25 protein-coding genes are annotated in these 22784 nt (G+C 68.0%); 7 read left to right on the plus strand and 18 right to left on the minus strand.

Features of this window, described 5'->3' with window-relative positions:
• Positions 1 to 659 (plus strand): substrate-binding domain-containing protein (locus V7Q39_RS09190; RefSeq protein ID WP_333816268.1); only part of this gene is annotated, 659 nt, incomplete at its 5' end.
• Between the two features lie 41 nt (positions 660 to 700).
• Here V7Q39_RS09190 and V7Q39_RS09195 read toward each other — a convergent pair.
• From V7Q39_RS09195 to V7Q39_RS09215, 5 genes are read right to left on the minus strand one after another with little or no spacing between them, the layout of a single operon-like run.
• Entirely contained in the window at positions 701 to 1615 is a 915-nt protein-coding gene (locus V7Q39_RS09195; protein ID WP_333816269.1) for a sugar phosphate isomerase/epimerase family protein, read from the minus strand.
• Positions 1616 to 1627: 12 nt separating this feature from the next.
• Complete coding sequence (locus V7Q39_RS09200) at positions 1628 to 2782, minus strand: Gfo/Idh/MocA family protein (RefSeq protein WP_333816270.1); 1155 nt, start codon at positions 2780 to 2782, stop codon at positions 1628 to 1630.
• The gene (locus V7Q39_RS09205; RefSeq protein ID WP_333816271.1) at positions 2775 to 3500 is read right to left on the minus strand and encodes an SDR family NAD(P)-dependent oxidoreductase; all 726 of its coding nucleotides are present in this window, start codon (positions 3498 to 3500) and stop codon (positions 2775 to 2777) included. The genes V7Q39_RS09200 and V7Q39_RS09205 overlap by 8 nt, the downstream gene beginning before the upstream one ends.
• A complete protein-coding gene (locus V7Q39_RS09210) occupies positions 3497 to 4402 on the minus strand; it encodes a MurR/RpiR family transcriptional regulator (protein WP_333816272.1) in 906 nt (301 codons plus the stop codon). The genes V7Q39_RS09205 and V7Q39_RS09210 overlap by 4 nt, the downstream gene beginning before the upstream one ends.
• A gap of 3 nt (positions 4403 to 4405) precedes the next feature.
• Entirely contained in the window at positions 4406 to 5182 is a 777-nt protein-coding gene (locus V7Q39_RS09215) for an oxidoreductase (protein ID WP_333816273.1), read from the minus strand.
• A 146-nt stretch (positions 5183 to 5328) separates the two neighbouring features.
• Here V7Q39_RS09215 and V7Q39_RS09220 point away from each other — a divergent pair, with 146 nt between their 5' ends.
• Positions 5329 to 5835, plus strand: coding sequence for a ferritin-like domain-containing protein (locus V7Q39_RS09220; protein ID WP_333816274.1), 507 nt, complete (start codon positions 5329 to 5331; stop codon positions 5833 to 5835).
• 67 nt (positions 5836 to 5902) lie between these two features.
• Here the strand turns inward: V7Q39_RS09220 and V7Q39_RS09225 are convergent, their stop codons facing one another.
• The 5 genes from V7Q39_RS09225 to V7Q39_RS09245 form a co-directional block, all read right to left on the minus strand.
• On the minus strand, positions 5903 to 6280 hold the full coding sequence (locus V7Q39_RS09225; protein WP_333816275.1) for a hypothetical protein: 378 nt from the start codon (positions 6278 to 6280) through the stop codon (positions 5903 to 5905).
• A 71-nt stretch (positions 6281 to 6351) separates the two neighbouring features.
• Positions 6352 to 7209 (minus strand): SDR family oxidoreductase, encoded by an 858-nt coding sequence (locus tag V7Q39_RS09230; protein WP_333816276.1) that lies wholly within the window; start codon positions 7207 to 7209, stop codon positions 6352 to 6354.
• Positions 7206 to 7400 (minus strand): hypothetical protein, encoded by a 195-nt coding sequence (locus V7Q39_RS09235; RefSeq protein ID WP_333816277.1) that lies wholly within the window; start codon positions 7398 to 7400, stop codon positions 7206 to 7208. The genes V7Q39_RS09230 and V7Q39_RS09235 overlap by 4 nt, the downstream gene beginning before the upstream one ends.
• A 95-nt stretch (positions 7401 to 7495) precedes the next feature.
• Positions 7496 to 7993, minus strand: a complete 498-nt coding sequence (locus V7Q39_RS09240) for a YciE/YciF ferroxidase family protein (RefSeq protein ID WP_333816278.1) — start codon at positions 7991 to 7993, stop codon at positions 7496 to 7498.
• Positions 7994 to 8063: 70 nt separating this feature from the next.
• Positions 8064 to 8537, minus strand: a complete 474-nt coding sequence (locus tag V7Q39_RS09245; protein WP_333816279.1) for a sigma-70 family RNA polymerase sigma factor — start codon at positions 8535 to 8537, stop codon at positions 8064 to 8066.
• A 171-nt stretch (positions 8538 to 8708) separates the two neighbouring features.
• On the opposite strand from V7Q39_RS09245, the gene ku (V7Q39_RS09250) reads away from it, so the two are divergent.
• Together ku (V7Q39_RS09250) and ligD are read left to right on the plus strand one after the other, a co-directional pair.
• On the plus strand, positions 8709 to 9530 hold the full coding sequence (gene ku / locus V7Q39_RS09250) for a non-homologous end joining protein Ku (protein WP_333816280.1): 822 nt from the start codon (positions 8709 to 8711) through the stop codon (positions 9528 to 9530).
• 1 nt (position 9531) lies between these two features.
• A complete protein-coding gene (ligD, locus tag V7Q39_RS09255) occupies positions 9532 to 12003 on the plus strand; it encodes a DNA ligase D (RefSeq protein WP_333816282.1) in 2472 nt (823 codons plus the stop codon).
• Here the strand turns inward: ligD and ku (V7Q39_RS09260) are convergent.
• Positions 12000 to 12821: a non-homologous end joining protein Ku gene (gene ku, locus V7Q39_RS09260; protein WP_333816283.1), complete on the minus strand. Its 822-nt coding sequence runs from the start codon at positions 12819 to 12821 to the stop codon at positions 12000 to 12002. The genes ligD and ku (V7Q39_RS09260) overlap by 4 nt on opposite strands.
• Before the next feature lie 102 nt (positions 12822 to 12923).
• Between ku (V7Q39_RS09260) and V7Q39_RS09265 the strand changes: the two genes are divergently transcribed.
• Positions 12924 to 13082 (plus strand): hypothetical protein, encoded by a 159-nt coding sequence (locus V7Q39_RS09265; protein WP_333816284.1) that lies wholly within the window; start codon positions 12924 to 12926, stop codon positions 13080 to 13082.
• Between the two features lie 160 nt (positions 13083 to 13242).
• Here V7Q39_RS09265 and V7Q39_RS09270 read toward each other — a convergent pair whose 3' ends face one another.
• The 5 genes from V7Q39_RS09270 to V7Q39_RS09290 all read right to left on the minus strand — a co-directional run bounded on the left by V7Q39_RS09270 (position 13243) and on the right by V7Q39_RS09290 (position 18891).
• Positions 13243 to 13464 carry a hypothetical protein gene (locus V7Q39_RS09270; RefSeq protein ID WP_333816285.1) on the minus strand — a complete coding sequence of 74 codons (222 nt, stop codon included), beginning with the start codon at positions 13462 to 13464 and terminating at the stop codon, positions 13243 to 13245.
• Positions 13465 to 13652: 188 nt separating this feature from the next.
• Positions 13653 to 14435, minus strand: coding sequence for a crotonase/enoyl-CoA hydratase family protein (locus V7Q39_RS09275; protein WP_333816286.1), 783 nt, complete (start codon positions 14433 to 14435; stop codon positions 13653 to 13655).
• Positions 14432 to 15289, minus strand: a complete 858-nt coding sequence (locus V7Q39_RS09280) for a hydroxymethylglutaryl-CoA lyase (RefSeq protein ID WP_333816287.1) — start codon at positions 15287 to 15289, stop codon at positions 14432 to 14434. Before V7Q39_RS09280 ends, V7Q39_RS09275 begins: the two co-directional genes overlap by 4 nt.
• Positions 15282 to 17282, minus strand: a complete 2001-nt coding sequence (locus tag V7Q39_RS09285) for an acetyl/propionyl/methylcrotonyl-CoA carboxylase subunit alpha (protein WP_333816288.1) — start codon at positions 17280 to 17282, stop codon at positions 15282 to 15284. The genes V7Q39_RS09280 and V7Q39_RS09285 overlap by 8 nt, the downstream gene beginning before the upstream one ends.
• A gap of 4 nt (positions 17283 to 17286) precedes the next feature.
• Positions 17287 to 18891 carry a carboxyl transferase domain-containing protein gene (locus V7Q39_RS09290; RefSeq protein ID WP_333816289.1) on the minus strand — a complete coding sequence of 535 codons (1605 nt, stop codon included), beginning with the start codon at positions 18889 to 18891 and terminating at the stop codon, positions 17287 to 17289.
• Between the two features lie 12 nt (positions 18892 to 18903).
• Between V7Q39_RS09290 and V7Q39_RS09295 the strand changes: the two genes are divergently transcribed.
• Positions 18904 to 19245 carry a type II toxin-antitoxin system HicA family toxin gene (locus tag V7Q39_RS09295; RefSeq protein ID WP_333816290.1) on the plus strand — a complete coding sequence of 114 codons (342 nt, stop codon included), beginning with the start codon at positions 18904 to 18906 and terminating at the stop codon, positions 19243 to 19245.
• Positions 19242 to 19595 (plus strand): type II toxin-antitoxin system HicB family antitoxin, encoded by a 354-nt coding sequence (locus V7Q39_RS09300; RefSeq protein WP_333816291.1) that lies wholly within the window; start codon positions 19242 to 19244, stop codon positions 19593 to 19595. The genes V7Q39_RS09295 and V7Q39_RS09300 overlap by 4 nt, the downstream gene beginning before the upstream one ends.
• A gap of 2 nt (positions 19596 to 19597) precedes the next feature.
• Here the strand turns inward: V7Q39_RS09300 and V7Q39_RS09305 are convergent, their stop codons facing one another.
• The gene (locus V7Q39_RS09305; RefSeq protein ID WP_333816292.1) at positions 19598 to 20761 is read right to left on the minus strand and encodes an acyl-CoA dehydrogenase family protein; all 1164 of its coding nucleotides are present in this window, start codon (positions 20759 to 20761) and stop codon (positions 19598 to 19600) included.
• Positions 20762 to 20769: 8 nt separating this feature from the next.
• The coding region (locus V7Q39_RS09310) for an indolepyruvate ferredoxin oxidoreductase family protein (protein WP_333816293.1) at positions 20770 to 22784 on the minus strand (2015 nt) is incomplete at its 5' end.

A 22784-nucleotide genomic window follows, 5' to 3' on the forward strand; every position in this document is an offset into this window, starting at 1 on the left:
GGCGCGCCGATGGGGCGCTGCTTCTGGCCGAGCCGAAGGCGCGCTGGTCCGACATCCCAGTCCCCGCCGAGCAGCGGGCGGTGCCGATCGTCACGATCTCCGAGGTCGGCAGCGATTTCGGGCCGTTGACGGTGTCCATCGACAATGCCGCTGCGGCCGAGGCGGCCGTGCAGCATCTGATCTCGCTTGGTCACCGCAGCATCGGCCATGTGACCGGACCCGAAAGCAACATCCTGACCGAACAGCGCCTGCAGGGCTATCGCCGAGCCCTGGACAAGGCCGGGCTGCGGCATCGGCCGGAGTTCGAGCTTCCGGGCAGTTTCGGCCTGGACAGCGGGCGCGCGGCCTTCGCACGGTTCGTCGCCCTGCCCGACCGCCCGACCGCGCTGTTCTTCGCCAATGACGAGATGGCGATGGGCTTCCTGTCCACGGCGTCCGGGGCTGGTATCCAGGTCCCGCGCGACCTGTCGATCATCGGCTTCGACGACATCCATTTCGCCCAGACCTGTATCCCGGCCCTGACGACGATCCGCCAGCCCCGGTCCGAGATGGGGGCGGCGGGAATGCGGGTGCTGCTCTCGATCCTTGCAGGCGAAGCGCCCGTGCCGGTCCGGCTGCCCTTCGAGCTTGTGGTCCGCGCCAGCACCGCCCGTGCCTGACGGCCGCAATGCCCGGGTGATGGGCGGCCCGCCCGACATGGCTATTTCACATAGGGGCGCAGGATGTCCCGCGCCAGGGCGAAGCCGCGCTTGATCTTGTCGTCGGTGCCTTCAAACGTGCGGTCCTCATGTTCGATGATGACCGGGCCGTCATAGCCCGCGCGGTAGAGGGTGGCGAAGAAATCCTGCCAGTCGACCTCTCCCAGGCCCGGCATCCGGGGGATCTGCCAGCCGATCCCGGCGGACATGATGCCGTTTTCATACAGCCCGTCGCGGTCGATCATCAGGTCCTTGGCGTGGACATGCACCATGCGGGCGCCGAATTCGCGGACAAACCGGTTTGCGTCGATCATCTGCCAGACGAGGTGCGAGGGGTCATAGTTCATTCCCACCGCATCGCCCCAGGTCTCGAAGATCCGCCGCCAGATGCGCGGGGCATAGGCGATGTTGTGCCCGCCCGGCCATTCGTCATGGCTGAAGATCATCGGGCAGTTCTCGAAGGCGAGCGTCACTCCGCTGGCTTGGGCATGGGCGACGATGGGGGCAAAGATTTCGGTGGCGCGGGACCAGTTCTGGTCGACGGTCAGCGTCCGGTCGCCGCCGACGAAGGTGTTGACGACCTTCACGCCCATCATCCCGGCAGCGGTGATGATCTTCTTCAGGTGCCCGGTCACCGCCTCACGATGGGCGGCGTCGGCGTGGAGCGGGTTCGGATAGTAGCCGAGGCCCGAGACGGTCAGCCCCTTGGCCCGCAGCATCCCCATGATCTCGGATCCCCGCGCTTGGGTCATCTCCTCGATGGGCAGGTGCGCGGTCCCGGCATAGCGACGCTTCTCGCCGCCCGTCTGCGGCCAGCAGGCGATTTCCAGCGCCTCGAAGCCTGCGCTGGCGGCATAGTCGGCGACAGCTTCCAGCGGTGTATCGGCGAAGGGGGCGGTGAGGATGCCAAGTTGCATGTGTGGTCTTCCTTATGCTTGTGCCACGTCGACCCAGGCCCCACGCGCGGCGCTGGCCAGGACGGCATCGCAGAACAGCATCTCGTAATGCCCGTCGTCGAAGCTGGCCCAGGTCGACTCAGGCCCGCGACCGCCCCGCGCCACGTCGCGGTAGACCTGGGTGAAGAAGGCGGCCCAGGTGTCGGCGAAGCCTTCCGGGTGGCCGCCGGGCATGAAGGCCGCCGCCGCCCCGGTCGGGTTCATCAAGGACGGGTCGCGGAGCAGGATCTGGTTCGGCGCCTCGCGGTGGCCGATCCACAGGTCCTCGGGATGTTCGGCGGACCAGGCGGCCGAGGCTTTCGCGCCGGAAATGTCCCAGCTGAGCAGCCCGCGCCGCCCGTGGCTGACCTGGCTGGTCGACATCATCCCCCGCCCGCCGTTGCCATAGCGCAGCAGGATCGTGGCCGCATCGTCCGTCTCGATCTTCCGCGTCTCCGTCGCGCCTTTCGATGCCGTGAACGTCTCCACCGGGCCGAGGGGCTTTTGCCGTTCGGGGATGAAGGTGGCGAGTTCCGCGATCACCGACACGGGCTTCTGTCCGGTGATGAAATTCGTCAGGTCCACCCAATGCGTGCCGATGTCGCTGACCGACCGCAGCGGGCCGCCCTCCTCCGCCTCAAGCCGCCAGTTCCAGTCGGTGTCCTTTGCCAACCAGTCCTGGTGGAAATGCCCGGTGATCAGGCGCAGCTCGCCCAGGTCGCCCGCCTTCATCATGCCATGGGCCTGCTGGTTCAGCGGGTAGAAGCGGGTGTTGTAGCAGACCGCCGCCACCTTGCCGGACGCCCGGGCCATGGCCAGCATTTCAGCGGACTGGGTTGAGGTCATGGCCAGGGGCTTCTCGCAGATCACATGCTTGCCTGCCTGAAGGATCGCCTTCACCTGCCCGTAATGCGCCACGTTGGGCGAGGTGACATGCACCACCTGCACCGCCGGATCGGCCAGCAGCTCGTCCAGCGAGCCATAGGCCTTCGCCACGCCAAGCGCCCGTGCCCGGTCGGCACCCCGCGCGGCGCTCGAGCCGAGGACCCCGACGACGGGAATCCCCAGCCGCCGCAGGGTGCCCAGGTGGACCGAGCCGATGAAGCCGGTGCCGATGACGGCAGCGCCGATGGTAGAGAGGTCAGGCAACGGAATATCCCCCGTCAATGGCAAGGCAGGTGCCGGTCATGAACCCGGCGGCCTCGGATGCAAGGAACAGGACCGGCCCGGCGATGTCCTCGGGCTGGCCCCAGCGGCCCATGGGTGTGCGAAGGTTCACTGCCGCGACATGCGCCGGATCGGTGCGGCTGCGGGCGGATTGCTGGGTGACGATGAAGCCGGGCGCGACCGCGTTCACCCTTATGCCGTCCCCCGCCCAGGCGATGGCCAGCGACTTGGTCAGCTGCACCACGGCGGCCTTCGAGGCCCCGTAGGCCGGGTTCCTCGGGCTGCCGAACATCGCATACATCGAGGCGATGTTGATCAGTGCGCCCTTCGCGGCCTTGAGCTGCCCGTGGAAAGCCTCGGCCATGCGGAAAGTGCCGTGCAGGTTCACGTTCACCACATGGGCGAAGAACTCGGGCGCCATCTCCTCGCCCCGCGCGGTGATCGCGGCGCAGTTGACCAGCACGTCCAGCCTGTCTCGCCGCGCGGCGAAATCCTTCACCGCCGCGCCGTCGGTCACGTCAAGCTGCGTATAGCCGAAGCGCGCCGCATCCTCCGGCGCGGGCTCCGGCTCGGCCCCGGTGATTTCCACCCGCGCGCCTGCCTCCTGGAAGGCGCGCGCAATAGCCGCCCCGATCCCGGCACGGCTGGCGCCGACCACTACGACCTCGGCCCCGGAAAAATCGAACCGGCTGTGCATCATGACGTCCTCCCCCGGCCATCCTTGGCCAAGATGCGAGTCGATGCAACGAAATTTTCATTTTTATGATTTTGATTGATATCAACCGTGCCGAGCCTGCGCCCCAGCCCGACGATCATCGCCTGCGCCACCACCATCGCGGGCACCTGACTGCGGAAATGGCCCAGCCGGGCCTCGTTGACGTAAAGCACATGGCTTGCCAGCCCGGCGACTGGGCTCAGCGCGTTGTCGGTGATCGCCAGCACCCGGTTGCCCTTCGCGGCGGCCAGCTTCACTACTTCCACCGTCTCGGGCGTGTAATCGTCGAAGGTCATCGCCAGCAGCGTGTCCCCCGGCCCCATTGCCCCGACCTGCATCCCCCGCATGGCGCCGAGGTTGTCGATCAGCTGCGCCCGCCGGCCGAGGCTGCCCAGCCCGTAGACCGTATAGGCGCCAAGGCCGAAGGCCCCCCGCGCGGCGGCGACATGGACGACCTCGGTCCCCGCCAGCACCTCGACGCAGGCCTCCAGCTGGTCGCGGTCCAAAGCCTCCTCGATCCGCAAGAGCGATTGCACCGCGGCCTGGACGAAACTTCCGAACACCACCCCCGGCTGGTCCAGATCGCGGTCTCCCGCGCCCGAGACGCGCTCGGCATAGGGCAGACGGGGGCCGAGCAGCCGTTCGCGGAACACCAGTTGCAGGTCGGAAAAGCCCTGGAACCCCAGCTCCTTGGCAAAGCGGGTGATGGTGGCAGGCGGCACGGCGGCAAGCTCTGCCAGATGCACAAGGGTCGAGACCGCCACTTCCTCGGGATGGTTCAGGAAGAACTGCGCCACTTGCGACAACCGCTTCGACAGCCGGTCCGACCGGGCCACCAGCGCTGCCCGCAGGGCCTCGAAATCGCGCGGGGCGGAAGGCTGCGGCATGGCTCAGATCGCCCCCGTCACTTTCTGCTCGAAGTCGATCACCGCCCCGCTCATCGGATCAGAGGCCTCCGACAGAAGGAAGGCCACCAGCCGGGCGCATTCCTCGGCCGTCACCAGCCGCCCCAGGGGCAGCGCGGCAGCGGCGTCCTGCTGCCAGTCCTCGCCCTTCCCCAGCGTTTCGGCCTGCATCCGCCGTTCGCCCTCGGTCGCGACCCAGCCGAGGTTGATGCCGTTCACCCGGATGCGGTCGGCCATATGGGCATGGGCCGCGTTCTTCGTCAGCGTCTGCATCGCGCCCTTGGTGCTGGCATAGATCGCCAGTTCGGGCACGCCGCAATGGGCGTTCATCGACAGGATGTTGACGATGGCGCCCCCCGTCGCGCGGCGCTTCATGTCGGCAATGGCCGCCTGCATCAGCAGGAACCCGGCCCGGGCGTTGATGGCGAAAAGCTGGTCCCAGAGCGCGGCGGTGCCGGTCTCGAACGATCCGCGCGTGGTCAGACCGGCCGCGTTCACCAGCCCGTCGATGCGACCGAACCGGTCGAGGGCGGCCCCCGCGATGGCGGAGGGCACCGCAAGATCGGCGAGATCCGCCACCACCGTCTCGACCGGGGTCGCGGGCGACAGCTCTGCGGAGATGCGCGCAAGGCCGGCTTCGTCGCGGTCGGTCAGCACCAGCCCGCCGGTGCCTTCCGCCGACAGGCAACGGGCTGCAGCGGCACCGATGCCGCTGGCCGCCCCCGTGACGATCACCACCCGACCCCCGAGTTGAAGATCCATTCCCACTCCCCCCGGGACTTCGCTTTGGCGCATCGTGACCTGTGGTTCGCATTCAGGGAAGCCCCCGCGTGCAACCCGGCAGGAACAATCGCGCGGTGCCCCCGGTTTGGAGGGAGACATCCGTCCCATGTGCAAAGGACGATCCCATGGACCAGTCCCGCCGGACCTATCTCGCCTGGCTGCGCGATGCCCATGCGATGGAGGGGGAGGGGCTGACAATGATGCAGGCGATGCTGCCGCATCTCGAGCATTACCCCCAACTGCGCGCCCGGATCGAAAGCCACCTCACCGAGACCAAGGAACAGCGTTCGGCGCTGGCAGGTCTGCTGGCCCGGCACGGGTCCGACGCTTCGGTCATGAAGGACACGCTGGGCAAGGCGATGGCCGTCGCGCAGTCTGTGTCGGGCATGTTCGCCAGCGACGAGGTGGTGAAGGGCATGCTGGCCAGCTACACATTCGAGCAGATGGAAATCGCCGCCTACCGGGTCCTGATCACGGTGGCAGAGCAGATGGGCGACCGCGCGGGGATCGAGGTCTTCACGCTCTGCCTGGAGCAGGAGGAGGCGATGGCCGGATGGCTGGCCGGGCATTCCGCCGAAATCACCCGCTTTTTCCTGAGCCGGGCGGAACTGGACGCAACGTCCGCCCGCTGAGGCCCCCGCGCCACCGAAAAAGGCCGCGCCCGTATGGCGCGGCCTTTCTTCTTTCAGACGGGAGAGGTCAAGGCGTGGTCGTGGTGCCGCCCGTTGCGGGAGCCGTCGTCGTCGGCTCGGTCGGGGCGGTTTCGTCCGTGGTGGTGCCGGTGCCCGTGCCGGTATCGGTGCCCGTCGTGGTGTCCGTCGTCGTCCCGCCGGTGCCGGTCGTGGTGCCGTCGGTGGCGGGGGCGGTGCCGGTGGTGGCCGGTGCGGTGGTCGTCGGTTGTGTCGGGGTCTGCTCGATCACGCTGGTCGACCTGTCCATGCTGAAGACGATGGCGGCGATGATCACCGCAGCGAGAACGAGGAGGACGATCCACATGCTCGACTGCGAGTAGCGTCTTTCTTCCAGCCTGCGGCCATCCGTGCGAGGAGGCGTTGTCCTTGGGGGTAGATCGGTCATGTCTCATTCCTTTCTGTCGCAAGGGACGTCTGGACCCTTCAACCGGCCAGCGCGCGGTTTGTTCCAGCGCGCTACAGCATCGGCGCCCCGCCGGTGACGGCGATGGTCGCGCCCGAGACATAGCTCGACATCGGCTCGGCCAGCATCACATAGGCCGAGGCGAGTTCCACCGGCTGGGCCGGGCGCTTCATCGGACTGTCCTGGCCGAATTTCGCGACCTTCTCGCCGGACATGCTGGAGGGGATCAGCGGCGTCCAGACCGGCCCCGGGGCGACGCAGTTCACCCGGATGCCGCGCTCGGCCAGAAGCTGCGCCAGGCCCGAGGTGAAGTTCTGGATCGCGCCCTTCGTCGTGGCATAGGCCAGAAGCGTGGGGTTTGGCTTGTCGGCGTTGATCGAAGCGGTGTTGATGATCGAACTGCCCGCTTCCATATGCGGCACGGCGGCCTGCGACAGGTGGAAGACCGCGTCGATGTTGACGGCGAAGGTCTTGTCCCATTCCTCGCCCGTCAGATCCTCGAAGCTTTCGCAGACCGTCTGGTGCGCGGCGTTGTTCACCAGGATATCGATCCGGCCCCAGGTCTTGACCACCTCCTGCACCACCCGGCGGCATTCGTCGGGGTCGGACAGGTCGGCCGGAATCTTCACGCAGCTCTGGCCCTCATCCTCGATCAGGTTTGCGGTGTCGGCGGCGTCGCCGGTCTCGTTCAGGAAGCACAGCGCGATATCGGCCCCCTCACGGGCGAAGGCGATGGCCACGGCACGGCCGATCCCGCTGTCAGCCCCGGTGATCAGCGCCACGCGGCCTTGCAACCGCCCTGCGCCGACCCAGGTCGTCTCGCCATGGTCGGGTCGCGGCTGCATCGGCACGAAGCTGCCGGGCGGGTCCTGCGTCTGTTCCGGGAAGGGGGGCTTCGGATAGTCGCTCATGGCCTGGGCTCCTTCTCGCGTTCCTCGGGACTGCCGCCCGGCTGCTTGCGGTTGCTGTCGGGGCGGGCGTCCGGGTCCTGCCGGTAATGCCCCGCAGGGTCGATCTGCTGCTGGCGCTGGTCGATGACGTTCGGGCCAGGCCGCCGCAGCCGTTCGTTTGAAGGGGGCGGGGTATCGGGTGTGTCGGGCATCGGGGTCCTCCTTCCGAAAACAGGCGGCCCCGCTGGGGGAGCGGGACCGCCCACCGACCGCGCCCGGTGAAAGGGCGTCCAGGCGCGGTCGGGGTTCAGGCCGCTTGCAGCGCGGTCTGATTGACCGAGCCGTCCGCGATCTGGGTCAGCGCCTCGTCGGTCATGCTTTCTTCCTTCAGCGTCTGTTCCAGAAGCTTCACGGCCTCCTTCAGGCCCATGACCTGCGCCCAGCGGCAGAGCGTGCCGTAGCGGGCGATCTCGTAATGCTCGACCGCCTGGGCCGCAGCGACCAGGCTCGCATCAAGCGCGGGGCTGCCCGCGAAGGCCTGCAGCGCCTCTTCGCCTTCCTCGATGATCCCGTCGATGGCCGGGCAGGTCTTGCCGCGTGTCGGCTTGCCGATCAGGTCGAACACCTGCTGCAGCCGCTCGACATGGCCCTGGGTCTCTTCCTCGTGCTTCTCGAAAGCCGCGCGCAGTTCCGAGGACTGCGCCCCGCGCGCCATCTTCGGCAGCGCCCGCAGAATCTTCCGCTCGGCGTAATAGATGTCCTTCAGCTGCTCATGGAACAGCACTTCAAGATTCTTGGTCTTCATCTTCGTCTCCTGATTTGCGGATGGGCCTCGCTGCCACCAACCTGCCGTGCGGGGGAAAAGTTCCAGGGCGTCAGACCTCTTCGCCAAGGGCGGTCTGCAGAAGCTTGCGGCCCCGGCTGATCCGGCTCTTGATCGTGCCAATGTCCACCTGCAGGATTTCCGATGCGGACTGGTAGCTTTCGCCCGTGACCAGCACCAGCACCACGGCTTCGCGGTAGGCTTGCGGCAGGCCCATCAGCGCCGCCTCGACCTCGCGGCCGCGCATGTGCCAGTACTGGCTGTCCGGCGTCGAGGGGGTGTCGGAGACGCAGTTCTCGGCCCCCGGCTGCTCGCGCACCAGCTTGACCCGGTTGTTGTAGAAGCAGTTGCGCATGATGGTGAAAAGCCAGGCCCGCATGTTGGTGCCCGCGGTGTAAGAGGCGGCGCTGGCGATCGCCCGGACCAGGGTGTCCTGCACCAGATCGTCCGCGTCGCCGTAGCGCCCCGTCAGCGACCGGGCGAACAGGCGCAGGGCGGGGATATGGCTCAGCACGTCGTCGGACATGACACCTCTCTCCATCGGACAGGGGTCAATGCCCGCCTGCGAAAGCGGTTCCGACGCAATTTCCCCATGTCGGCCCCTTGGCGGCATTCAGCCGAAATCCGGCCCGGCGCGGGGAACCGGGCGGCGCGGATCGGGGTTCCAGGGGGTAGCGCATCGACAGGAGGTCGGCGAATGGCGCCACGGGCAAGCTGGAAGGGCCGGATGCGCCTGGGCGAGATCGCCTTCGGGGTGAAGCTTTACACCGCCGCCACGACATCGGACCGGATCGCCCTGCACATGATCAACCGCCGCACCGGCAACCGGCTGCGCAACGAGCTGGTCGACGCCGGGACCGGCAAGCCGGTGGCCGACGGGGACGAGGTCATGGGCTATGAGATCGACAGCGGCGACTATGTGCTTCTGGAAGCCGAGGAGATCGCCGCCGCGGTGCCCGACTCGGACAAGACCCTGTCCATCGAAAGCTTTCTGCCCTGCGCCGATATCGACACGCTCTACTTCGACCGGCCCTACTACCTTGCCCCCGCCGACCCCGCCTCGGTCGAGGCCTTCGCGGTGCTGCGCGACGGGATGGAGCGCAAGAAGGTCGCGGCGCTGGCGCGGACGGTGCTCTTTCGCCGCCTGCGCACGCTTCTGATCCGGCCCGAAGGCGCCGGGTTCATCGCCAATACGCTGAATTTCGACTACGAGGTCCGCTCGGCCGAGAGGGCCTTCACCGATATCCCGAAGATCGAGATCAAGGGAGAGATGCTGGATCTCGCCGAGCATATCATCGACACCAAGCTGGGCGATTTCGACCCTCAGGCCTTCGACGACCGCTACGATGCCGCCCTGGCCGAACTGGTGAAGGCCAAGCTGGAAGGTCGCCCGCCGCCGCGCCGGAAAGAGGCACCGCGCGAAAAGGTGGTAGACCTGATGGCGGCGCTGCGGGAAAGCGCGAAGGCGGCGAAGGGGCGCAAGCCTGCGGCGAAGGTGCCGAAGCGGAAGGCGGGCTGAGATGGTTCTGGAAACCTACCAGTCGATGCGTGACTTCGACGCGACGCCCGAGCCCAAGGGCCGCAAGCGCAAGTCGGCGGGCGAGCCGGTCTTCGTCATCCAGAAGCACGATGCGACGCGGCTGCACTATGACTTGCGGCTGGAGATGGACGGGGTGTTGAAAAGCTGGGCGGTGACGCGCGGGCCCAGCCTGGTGCCGGGCGAAAAGCGGCTTGCGGTCCACGTCGAGGATCACCCGATGGACTACGGCAGCTTCGAGGGCACGATCCCCGCGGGCCAATATGGCGCGGGCACGGTGATCGTCTGGGACCGCGGCACCTGGGTGCCGGTCTTCGACGCCGCGAAGGGTTATGCCAAGGGCCATCTGGAATTCGAGCTGAAGGGCGAAAAGCTGACGGGCCGCTGGCATCTGATCCGGATGCGCGGCAAGCCCCGTGAAAAGCGCGAGAACTGGCTTTTGATCAAGGGCGAGGATGCCAGCGCGCGCGACGAAAGCGCTCCCGACATTCTGGTGGAACGCCCGGAGTCGGTGAAGACCGGACGGCTGATCGAGCAGGTCGCGGGCAAGCCCGCCCCCCGGCCCCGCGCCCGCAAGGCCTCGCCGAAACCCGCCGCCGACATGCCGGAATTCCTGCCGCCGATGCTGGCCACGCTGGTCAAGGCAACCCCCGGCGACGACCGCTGGCTGCACGAGATCAAGTTCGACGGCTACCGCATCCAGGCGCATCTGCAGGATGGCAAGGTCCGGCTCTTCACCCGCTCGGGCCGCGACTGGACCGAACGGTTCGGCGAAACGCTCGCCCAGGCGCTCGCCGCGCTCACCGCCGAACAGGCGATTCTGGACGGAGAAGTGGTGGTAGAGGTGGCGGGGCGATCCTCCGATTTCTCTGCGCTGCAGTACGACCTTTCCGAGGGGCGCAGCGACCGGATGCTCTATTATGTCTTCGACCTGCTCCACCTGAATGGCCGCGACCTGACCCCGCTGCCGCTGGTCGAACGCAAGCGCCTGCTCGCCACGCTGGTTGCCAAGGCCGCCGACCCGATCCGGCTCAGCGAGCATCTGGACGACCGGGGCGAGATCGTGTTGCGCCACGCCTGCCGGATGGGGCTGGAGGGGGTCGTCTCGAAACTGCGCGACAGCCCTTATCGGGCGGGGCGGGGGCAGGCTTGGGTCAAGTCGAAATGCTCGGCCCGGCAGGAGTTCGTGATCGGTGGCTTCGTGCCCTCGACCGTGTCGCCGCGCGCCATCGGCTCGCTGGTGATGAGCGTGTTCCGGGACGGCAAGCTGCATCCTGTCGGTCGGGTCGGCACCGGATTCTCCGCCGCTGTGGCGGAAGGGCTGATGACCCGGCTGACAGCTCTGGAAACCGTGGAGTCGCCGTTCGACCCTCCGCTCAAGGGCATCGAGAAACGCGGGGTCCGCTACGTCCGGCCCGAGCTGGTGGCCGAGGTGGATTTCCGGGCCTGGACCGCCGATGGCAACCTGCGCCACGCCGCTTTCCGGGGTCTGCGCGAAGACAAGGAGGCTGGTGAGGTGACAGGCGAAGGGCTGCCCTCACCTGCCGCGCCAGAGCCAGAGGGTGCGAAGCCTGCGCCGCCCCCCGCCGCCGCCCCGGTCCGCCGGATCAAGCTGACGCATCCGGATCGTGTCTACTGGCCCGAGGAGGGGATCACCAAGGCCGACCTCGCTGATTACTACACCGAGGTCTGGTCCTGGATCGCCCCGCATGTCACCGGCCGCCCGCTGGCGCTCTTGCGCTGCCCCGATGGCATCGGCGGGCAGCAGTTCTTCCAGAAGCACGAATGGAAGGGGATGAACGCCGCCATCCTGCGGGTGCAGGACCCCGCGGAACCGAAGGACGCACCGTCGCTGGCCATTGCGAACCTCGACGGCCTTGTCGCGCTGGCCCAGTCGGCGGCGCTGGAAATCCACCCCTGGGGCAGCACGCTGAAGGATTGGGAACGCCCGGATCGCATCGTGATCGACCTCGACCCCGGCGAGGGGTTGGACTGGGCGGACCTGGTGGCAGCGGCGCAGGACGTCCGGCAACGGCTGGAAGCGGTTGGGCTTGCGGCCTTTGCCAAGACCTCGGGCGGCAAGGGATTGCATGTCGTGGCGCCGCTGCAGCCCAAGGCTGACTGGCCCGCCGTCAAGACCTTCTGCCGCGATTTTGCCCAGACGATGGCCTCGGATGACCCATCCCGCTATGTCGCGACGATCACCAAATCGAAGCGGCAGGGGAAAATCCTGGTCGACTATCTGCGCAACCAGCGCGGGGCGACGGCGGTGGCGGCCTATTCCACCCGCGCCCGGCCCGGCGCGCAGGTCTCAGCGCCCCTGACCTGGGACGAGTTGGCCGCCGGGGCGCGACCCGCGGATTTCACGGTCAAGACCATGCCCGCCCGCCTTCAATCGCTGCGCCTCGACCCTTGGGAGGACTTCGCCGCATCCGCCCGCCCCCTGCCCGCCTAGCGCTTGCGGGACGGGGCCCTTTCGGCGGCGATGCTGCGTTTCAGGGCGTCGATGATGCTGACCACCTTGCCGCTGTCCTCCGTCTCCTCCGGCTTGGCCTTGGCCGCCCGCTTCTTGCCCTTCCGCTTGGATTCTATGATCTCCAGCAGCCGGTCCTGCACCGGGTCCTCGACAAGGCGGGGATCCCAGCCGGCGGTGCGGCTGTCGATCAGCCGGCTGACCAGCTTCAAGGCCTCGCCGTCGGGCTTCGACCCGTCCGCCCCGGCAAAATATTCCGCTTCGTCCCGCACCTCGTCGCCGTAGCGCAGGGTCCACAGGATGATCCCCTTGCCGCGCGGCAACAGCATCACCGCCCGCTCGCGCCGGTAGAGGACCAGCCGGGCGATGCCGACGGTGGAGGTCGCGCGCATCGCCTCGCGGATGACCGAGAAGGCCTCCTCGGCCACCTTGTCGTCGGGAACCAGGAAATGCGGGCGGTCGTACCAGATCCAGCCGATGCGGTCCGAGGGGACGAATTCCTGGATGTCGATGGTGCGGGTGCTTTCCAGGGCGACCGCATCCAGCTCCTCTTCCTCGAGGATCACATGATCCGCCTCACCCCGCGGATAGCCGCGCGCCTGGTCTTCGTCGGCCACCCGCTTTCCGGTCACGGCATCGACATATTGGCGGTGCACCCGGTTGCCGGTCCGGCGGTTCAGGGTGTGGAAGCGCAGCCGACCGCTGTCGCTGGTGGCGGGCTGCATCGCCACCGGGCAGGTGACGAGTGAAAGCTTCAGATAGCCCTTCCAGAACCCGCCTGCGGGCATCGCGTCCTCCATTCCAGTCCCGGTCAACCCGGGCGGGGGGTGGCGGTTCCCCGGGAACAATGCCGCGAAGTGCCGGTTGTCCCGGTCCAGCCAGCTGAAACGAGGAGAAGAGCGATGGCGAACCAGAACCAGCAGAATCCGCAGCAAGGGCAACAGGGCCAGAAGGGCCAGGATAACAATCAGGGCGGGCAAAAGCAGCAGGGCCAGGGCGGCCAGCAGGACCAGCACAAGGGCCAGCAGGACCGCGACCAGAAAGGCCAGCAGCAGCGCTGAAGCTTCGTGGTGCCCGCGCGCGGGCACCATGACGGTTGCAGGAAAATCAATGGGTTGACTGTGCGTGTTAGGACTTTGTCAACCACTTGATCCGCCAAAGAAATAGCGAAGCCCGGCCGTTTTGGCCGGGCTTTTTCATGGCCGCGCGGGTTCCCCTCGTTTAAGGGGCAGGGGTCGTCGGCGCAGGTGTCTCGGGCGGGTTGGTCGCGTCGATGGGCCGGGTGTCCGGCGCGTCGGCGCCGGGCGAGGCGCCCTGTGAGGCTTCCTCGAATTGCCAGTAGACGATCAGGCCGACGCCGAAGATCGCGACCAGCGCCATCCCGACCAGCGGCACAATATGCTGGCGCTTCTGGGTTTCGAGATTCGTCTTGGGGGCGGACATCGCATGTCTCCTGCACGGGGTACCCGGGACAACCACAGGGCGGGGAAAACGTTCCCGACCGGTCCACGGCTGCGCAGCAGTCTGACGGCGTTCCCCGCCATCCCTCCCCATGAAGGCGAGTCGAGAGGTCCAGTCCGAAGGCGGAGGGCAGTTGACCGACGTAAGACTGGTCGCCGCCCCCATTCCCATCACGCCCAGGGCGGTGGGCGCTTGTCCAGAAAGGCGCGGATACCCTGGATCGCCTCCGGCCCTTCCCAGGCATCGGCGAGGCGGCGGATGCTGTCGTCGATCACCGCGTCGTCGATCCGGGGGCCGAGCGCGCGCGCCAGCGCCTTGGCCTGCGCTACGGCGAGAGGCGCGCAGGAGAGGTAGGGGGCGACCTCGGCCTCGATGGCGGCGTCGAGCCCGGCGTCAGGCACGACGCGGGCGACGAGGCCCAGCGTCTCTGCCTCTCCGGCCTCGAAGACACGCGCGGACATGAAGACGCGGCGCGCCCGGCCCTCGCCCATCCGGGCCAGCACATAGGGGCCGATCGTGGCAGGGATGATCCCCAGCCGGGTTTCGGAAAAGCAGAAGCGGGTGCCCGGCGCGGCGACCGCCACATCGCAGACGCAGGCCAGGCCGATTCCGCCGCCGAAGGCCCCGCCGTGCAGCCGCCCGACCAGCGGCTTCGGCAGCTCGTTCAGCGCCCGCAGCATCTCGGCCAGCTTCCGCGCCTCGCGCAGGCGCTGGGGGCGGTCGGCGTCGATCTGCGCGGCCATCCAGTCGAGATCGCCCCCGGCACAGAAGACCGGCCCCGCCCCGGCAAGGACGACGACGCGGATGGACGGATTGCTGCCAAGCGCATGGGCCGCTTCGGTCAACTCGGAAATCATCTGCGGCGACAGGACATTGCGCCGGTCGGGCGCGTTAAGCGTCAGATAGGCCACCCCGCGCGGGTCGGTGCGGAGGCTGAGCGTATGCCAGGTCATTCTGGGCTCCTCAGGCTTTGCGCGAAGCGGGCGGCCTGGGCCAGCCGGTCGAGGTCCAGCCCGGTGGCGAAGCCCTTGGCGTGCAGGAAGGCGGCAACGGCTTCTGTCGCGACATTGCCTTTGGCACCCGGGGCGTAGGGGCAGCCGCCAAGGCCGCCAACCGAGCCGTCGAAGCAGCGCAGGCCCCGGTCGAGGCTGACCGCGATATTGTCCAGCGCCCTGCCGCCGGTGTCGTGGTAATGCCCGGCCAGCCGGTCGGCGGGAAGCACGGCGAGCACGGAGTCGAGCATCCTGCCGATGCTGTCCGGTGTCCCCGCGCCTATGGTGTCGCCAAGGCTGATCTGGTGGCAACCCATCCGACCGAGGGCTTGGGCGACCTTGGCAACCGCATCCGGTGCCACCGGACCTTCATAGGGGCAATCGGTGACGCAGGAGACATAGCCGCGCACGCTGATCCCCTCCGCTTTGGCGCGCTCCAGCACGGGGCGGAAGCGGTCCAGGCTTTCGGCGATGGAGCAGTTGATGTTCTTCTGCGAGAAGCTTTCCGAGGCGGAGGCGAAGACGGCGACCTCGTCGGCGCGGGCCTGAAGCGCGCGCTCGAACCCTTGCAGGTTCGGGGTGAGGGCGGCGTAGCTGGTGCCGGGGCGCCGGGTGATGCCATCCATCACCTTCTCGGCATCGGCCATCTGCGGCACCCATTTCGGGCTGACGAAGCTCGTCACCTCGATATGGGTGAAGCCGCAGGCGGAAAGCCGGTCGACAAGGCGGATCTTGTCGGCGGTAGGCACCTGCCGGGCCTCGTTCTGCAACCCGTCGCGGGGCGAGACCTCGAAAAGGGTCACGGTCTCAGCCATCGGCAGCCTCCAGCCGGATCAGGAGCACCCCGTCGCTGACCTGATCGCCCTCGGCCACCAGAACCTCGCCGATACAGCCGTCGCGCGGGGCGGTCAGGACATGCTCCATCTTCATCGCTTCGAGGACGACGAGAGGGTCGCCCTTGGCCACGGTCGCGCCCGCCTGCGTGCAAAGCTTGGCGACAAGGCCGGGCATCGGCGCCAGCACAGCGTCGCCGGTAGGCTCGGGTCCGGTTTCGCCCTGCGGCAGGACCGGGCGGAAGCCGTGCGATGCGCCGTCGAGGAAGACAGTGATCGTCCCGGCAGCCTGTGCGAGACCGGCGCTGCGGATCAGCCCGTCGCTCTCGAAGCGGATGTCGCGGTCGCGGGGATCGAGGAGCGTGAGGATGGTCGCCTTTGCCCCGTCCGCCACCCGGAACCGGCGCTGGCCGAGGAGTTCGACCCTCAGTGCATGGGGTTCGCCCCGGTGATCGAGGGTGATGAAACTCTCGGCGTTCGACCAGCCGCGCCAGCCGCTGAGTGCGTCCCACGGATCGGTGCCGGTGGGCGGGGCCAGAAGGTTCAGCGCGGCGAGGGCGGCCAGCGCCGGGGCCTCGGGCGTGAGCGGGGGACGGGCGGTCAGCTGCCCGAGGTCGCGGGCGATGAGGCCGGTGTCGACCTTGCCGGACCGCACATCGGGGTGGCGGGTCAGCGCGGCGAGGAAGGCGAGGTTTGTGGTCGAGCCCGCTATGCGGGTGGCGTCGAGGCTTTGGCCAAGGAGCGCCAGCGCGGCGCTGCGGTCGGGGGCGTGGGCGATGAGCTTGGCGATCATCGGGTCATACCAGGGGGTGATCTCGTCGCCCGCGCGGACCCCGGCGTCCACCCGCACCGGGCCACGCTGGAAGGCGGTCGCTGGGGGAAAGGCGAGATGGGTCAGGGTGCCCGTCGCGGGCAGGAAGCTGCGCTCGGCATCCTCGGCATAAAGCCGGGCCTCGATGGCGTGGCCGTCGATGCGCAGGTCATCCTGCGCGAAGGGCAGGGGCTCGCCCGCCGCGACCCGCAGTTGCAATTCCACGAAATCGAGGCCGGTGATCGCCTCGGAGACCGGATGTTCGACCTGCAGGCGGGTGTTCATCTCCATGAACCAGAAGCCGTCCTCGCGGAGGGGGCCGGAGCCGTCGGCGATGAATTCCACGGTCCCCGCGCCCCGGTAGCCGATGCTGCGGGCGGCCTGGATCGCGGCGGCGGTCATCGCAGCGCGGACGGGCTCTGTCATGCCGGGGGCGGGGGCCTCTTCGATGACCTTCTGGTGGCGGCGTTGCAGTGAGCAGTCGCGTTCGTAGAGATGGAGGGTGGTGCCATGCGCGTCGGCGAAGACCTGCACCTCGATATGGCGGGGCGAGGCGATGTATTTCTCGACCAGGCAGGCGGGGTCGCCGAAACTGGCCTGCGCCTCACGCGCGGCACTGTCCAGCGCGGCGGGGAAGGCGGCGGGATCCTCGACCAGGCGCATCCCCTTGCCGCCGCCACCCGCGCGGGCCTTGATCAGGACGGGGTAGCCGATTGTTTGTGCTTCGCTGGCGAGACGGGCGGGGTCCTGGTCCTCCCCGTGGTAGCCGGGGACGACGGGGACGCCCGCGCCCTCCATCAGCCGCTTGGCCGCGTCCTTCAGGCCCATGGCGCGGATGGCGCTGGCGGGGGGACCGATGAAGACAAGACCAGCGGCTTCGACGGCTTCGACGAACCCGGGGTTTTCTGACAGGAAGCCGTAGCCGGGATGGATCGCCTGCGCGCCGGTGCGGAGGGCGGCTGCGATGATCGCCGGACCGTTGAGGTAGCTTTCGGCCACCGGGGCGGGGCCGATGCGGACGGCTTCGTCGGCGAGGGTGACATGCAGCGCCTGCGCATCGGCGTCGGAATGAACGGCGACGGTGGCGATGCCCATCCGGCGGGCGGTGGCGATGACGCGGGCGGCGATTTCCCCACGGTTGGCGATCAGGATCTTGGCGAACATCGGGTCACATCCGGAAGAGGCCGAAGCGGGTGGGCGGGATCGGGGCGTTCAGCGTGGCGGACAGCGACAGCGCCAGCACCTCGCGGCTTTTCCGGGGGTCGATGATCCCGTCGTCCCACAGCCGGGCGGAGGCGTAGAGCGGGTGCGACTGGCGGTCGAACATCTCGATCGTGGGGCGCTTGAACGCGGCCTCCTCCTCGGGCGACCAGCTGCCGCCCTTGCGCTCCAGCGCCTCGCGGCGAACGGTGGCAAGGACACCCGCAGCCTGCTCGCCGCCCATGACCGAGATGCGGCTCATCGGCCAGGTCCACAGGAACCGGGGGCCGTAGGCGCGGCCGGCCATCCCGTAATTGCCTGCGCCGAAGGAGCCGCCGACGATCAGGGTGATCTTGGGCACCTGCGTCGTGGCGACGGCGGTCACCAGCTTGGCGCCGTCCTTGGCGATGCCCCGGTTCTCGGCGGTCTTGCCCACCATGAAGCCCGAGATGTTCTGCAGGAACACCAGCGGGATGCCGCGTTGCGAACACAGCTCGACGAAATGCGCGGCCTTCAGTGCGCTTTCCGAGAAGATGACTCCGTTGTTGCCGATGATCCCGACGGGGATGCCCATCACATGCGCAAAGCCGCAGGCGATGGTCGCGCCGTAGCGCGGCTTGAACTCGTCGAAGCGCGAGCCGTCGACAAGGCGGGCGATGACCTCGCGGATGTCGTAGGGGGTCTTCGTCTCGGGTGGGACGATGCCGAGCAGCTCTTCGGGGTCATATGCCGGGGGTTCGGGCGATTGCAGCACGACAGGCGCGGACTTGCGGCAGTTCAGACTTGCCACCGCCCGGCGGGCCAGCAGCAGGGCATGGGCATCATCCTCGGCCAGAAGGTCCGCCACGCCCGAAAGCCGGGTGTGCACGTCGCCACCCCCCAGCTCCTCGGCGCTGACCACCTCTCCCGTCGCGGCGCGGACCAGCGGCGGACCGGCGAGGAAGATCGTGCCCTGGTCCTTCACGATGATGGTCACGTCCGACATTGCGGGCACATAGGCCCCCCCGGCGGTGCAGGAGCCCATGACAATGGCGATCTGGGCGATGCCCGCGGCGGACATGTTGGCCTGGTTGAAGAAGATGCGCCCGAAATGGTCGCGGTCGGGGAAGACCTCATCCTGGTTCGGCAGGTTCGCCCCGCCGGAATCGACCAGATAGACGCAGGGCAGCCGGTTCTCGGCGGCGATCTCCTGCGCGCGGAGGTGCTTCTTGACCGTCATCGGGAAATAGGTGCCGCCCTTCACCGTGGCGTCGTTGCAGACGACCATAACCTCCTGCCCCTCGACCCGCCCGATCCCGGCGATCAGCCCGGCCGAGGGGCTGGCCCCGTCGTACATGCCTTCAGCGGCAAAAAGGCCGATCTCCAGGAAGGGCGATCCGGGGTCAAGCAGCCGGTCGATCCGCTCGCGAGGGAGAAGCTTGCCCCGGCTCTGGTGCAACGCCTGCGCCTTGTCCCCGCCGCCGGACAAGGCGAGGCCCGCCGCGGCCCGGACGGCGTCCAGCGCGGCAAGGTTGGCGGCACGGTTGGCGCGGAAGCCGTCGCTGCGGGGGGAAACGGCGGAGGTCAGTTGCATCGCTCAGTACCCTTGACGGTATCACTTTCTGATACTATTTTTGAACTATGCATGCAGAAGAAGCTGCAAGGTCCGCGACCGCCCTCGGAAAGACCTATGTTGTCGTCGAAAAATGCCCGCGTTCTGGAAGCGATCTTTGCCAACCCGGTTCGCGCCGACATTCGCCGGGCCGACATCGAAGCCCTGCTCCGCGCGCTCGGCGCGGAGATCACCCAGGGGTCCGGTTCCCGGGTACAAATATCGCTGAATGGCCGCCGGATGGTGTTCCACGAACCCCATCCGCAGCCAACCATCGTGAAGGATGCGGTGCGCTCGGTGCGCCGGTTCCTTCTGGAGGCAGGAATAAGCCCATGAAACCCTACAAAGGCTATAGCGCGACAGTCTCTTTCGACGAAGATGCCCTGCTGTTTCACGGCGAGGTTCTGGGTATCCGGGACGTGATCACCTTTCAGGCCCGCACCGCCGAAGAGTTGCCGAAGGCGTTCCATGAAAGCGTTGACGACTATCTCGAATGGTGCGCGCAGGACGGAGCCGAACCTGAAAGGCCCTTTTCCGGCAGCCTTTCGCTGCGTGCCACACCCGAGCTTCATCGGCGCATGACGGACGCTGCGGCGCGCAACGCCAAATCGCTGAATCAATGGATGGTCGAGGCCTTGATGGAACGCGCAAACGAGGACCTGGGCGGCGTTCTGCGGATCGGCTGACATCACCCCATCGCCCCCATCATCTCGCGTCCGATCAGCATCCGGCGGATTTCGCTGGTGCCGGCGCCGATCTCCATCAGCTTGGCGTCGCGGAAAAGGCGGCTGACCGCGCTGTCGTTCAGGAACCCGGCGCCGCCCATCGCCTGCACCGACTGGTGCGCCACCTCCATCGCCATCTCCGAGGCATAGAGCACGCAGGCCGCCGCATCTGCCCTTGTGACCTGCCCCCGGTCACAGGCGCGGGCGACGGCGTAGACATAGGCGCGGGCGGAGTTCAGCTTGGTATACATGTCGGCGATCTTGCCCTGCATCAGCTGGAATTGCCCGATCGACTGCCCGAACTGCTTGCGCGAGACCATGTAGGGCATGATCTCGTCCAGGCAGGCGGCCATGATGCCGGTGCCGATGCCCGACAGCACGACCCGTTCATAGTCGAGACCGGACATCAGGACGCGGACACCCTTGCCCTCGGCGCCCAGCACGTTTTCGGCGGGGACGGCGACGTTCTCGAAGATCAACTCGCCGGTGTTCGACCCGCGCATCCCCAGCTTGTCGAAATGCGGCGAGGTGCGGAAGCCGGGCATGGTCCGTTCGATCAGGAAGGCGGTGATGCCCTTCGACCCCGCGCCCGGGTCGGTCTTGGCGTAGACAACCAGCACATCGACGTCGGGGCCGTTGGTGATCCAGTATTTCGTGCCGTTCAGGATGTAGTGGTCGCCGCGCTTCTCGGCGCGCAGCGTCATCGACACCACATCCGACCCGGCCCCGGCCTCGGACATCGCTAGCGCGCCGACCTGCGTCCCGGCGACGAGGCCGGGGAGGTATTTCCGCTTCTGGTCGGGGGTGCCGTTCAGCGCGATCTGGTTGACGCAAAGATTGGAATGCGCGCCGTAGGAGAGCGAGACCGAGGCCGAGGCACGGGCGACCTCCTCCACCGCTACGGTATGGGCAAGGTAGCCGAGGCCGGTGCCGCCGAACTCCTCCGGCACGGTGATGCCGAGAAGGCCGAGGTCGCCCAGTTCCTTCCACAACTCGGGCGGGAAGGCGTTGGTCCGGTCGATGGCGGCGGCCATGGGCTTGACCCGATCTTGCGCCCAGCGGTGGACCATCTCGCGCAGGGCCTCGACGTCCGGGCCAAGATCGAAGCTCATGGATGCGAGAAACATGCCGGGTCCTATTCCGCCGCGAGGGCCATGGGGGTGGGATCCAGCGCGCCGAGGATTTCGTCGCGCCGCGCAATCTGTTTCGCGAAAGCCGCCTCCTTCACCGGACCATAGCCGCGAATCTGCGTCGGCAGGGACAGAAGTTCGCGGATCAGCGGCAGGGTTTCGGGGGTGAGGGTCTGCTCAGCCAGCGTGAGGTCGGCTTCGTAAAGCGCGATCAACTCGCGTTCCAGCTTGCGGTCGGCGCTGTGGCGGAACGGATCGGCCCAGGTGTTGCGCAGGGGTTTGAGGCTGGCGAGCAGGCGAAGGGCAGGGAAGATCCACGGGCCGAAGCTGCGCTTGCGGGGGCGGCCGTCCGGGGCTTTGCCGGGCAGGAAGGGCGGGGCGAGGTTGAGGGAAAGACGGTAGTCGCCCGCAAACTCCGTCTCCAGCCCCTCGCGGAAGGCGGGAAGGCTGTAGAGCCGGGCGACCTCGTATTCGTCCTTGGGGGCGAGGACGCGGGCATAGGCCTCGGCAACGGCGCGGAGGAGGGATTCGTCGGTGGACAGCCGGGCGATCCGGTCCAGCGCGACGCGGTAGCGGGCGGCGAGCGACTGGTTCTGGTAGGCCCGCAGATGGGCGGCGCGGGCCACGATCAGCGCGTCCAGGGTCAGCGGTTCGGGGGCTTGCGGCGGGTTGGCCAGCGCGGTGACAGCGGCGGGGTCGTGGGCGAGGCGGCGGCCCCAGTCGAAGGCCTCGGTATTGGCCGCGACCGCCACGCCGTTCAGGCGGATTGCTTCCAGGATGGAGGTTTTCGCCAGCGGCACCAGCCCGCTTTGCCAGGCATGGCCCAGCATCATCAGGTTCGCCCCGATCTCGTCTCCGGTCAGCGCCTTGGCCAGCGCCGAGAAGTCGTGGACATGCCGCGCGCGGGTGGCGGCGGTGACGCTGGCCGTGACCTGCGGCTGGCGGAAGTCGAAGTCGCGCTGGCGGATGAAGTCCGAGACCGGGGCGAGGTGGGTGTTCAGGACCACCGAGGTCCGGTCGGGGCTGCACAGGAGGATCGCCTCCTTCGACGCGGCCACCACCGGGTCGGCGGCGATTAGCAGGTCGGCGGAGCCAGCAGCGATGCGGGGAGCGGCGACGGGGCGGTCGGCGCGCGAGATGCGGACATGGCTCATCACCGCGCCGCCTTTCTGGGCGAGGCCTGCCATGTCCAGCACCATCGGGACCTTGCCCTCGACATGGGCCGCCATGCCGAGGATCGCGCTGATGGTCAGGACGCCGGTGCCGCCCACCCCGGCCAGCGCCAGGTTCCAGGCGCGATCAATTGGCGGCAGCGCGGGATCTGGGAGGGTGGCGATGTCCGCGCCCCTTTGCGCCTTGGCCTTGCGCAGGGTGGCGCCGTGGACGGAAACGAAGGAGGGGCAGAAGCCCTTGAGGCAGGAATAATCCTTGTTGCAGGCCGACTGGTTGATGCGCCGCTTGCGGCCGAGGTCGGTCTCCAGCGGCTCGACCGCGATGCAGTTCGACTGGACGGAACAGTCGCCGCAGCCCTCGCAGACGGCGGGGTTGATCCAGAGCCGCAGGTCGGGGTCCGCCGCCTCACCCCGCTTGCGGCGGCGGCGAAGTTCGGCGGCGCAGGTCTGCTCATAGACGATGACGGTGACGCCGGGCATCTGACGCAGGTCCAGCATCACCGCGTCGATCTCGTCGCGATGGCGGATTTCGGTGCCGGGGGCGAGGTCGGCGGGACGGTAGACCTCGGGCCGGTCGGACATCAGCACGATGCGGGCGACGCGCTCGTCATGGACCATATGGGTGATCTGCTCGGGCGTCAGTTCCCCGTCGATCGGCTGGCCGCCGGTCATCGCCACCGCATCGTTGACGAGGATCTTGTAGGTGATGCTGGCCCCCGCCGCGACCGACTGGCGGATGGCAAGGTGGCCGGAGTGGAAGAAGGTCCCGTCGCCAAGGTTGACGAAACGATGCGTCTCGTCGGTGAAATGGCGGATCGCGGTCCAGGGCACGCCCTCGGCGCCCATAT

The organism is Tabrizicola sp., from assembly GCF_036781545.1.
Lineage (GTDB): Bacteria > Pseudomonadota > Alphaproteobacteria > Rhodobacterales > Rhodobacteraceae > Tabrizicola.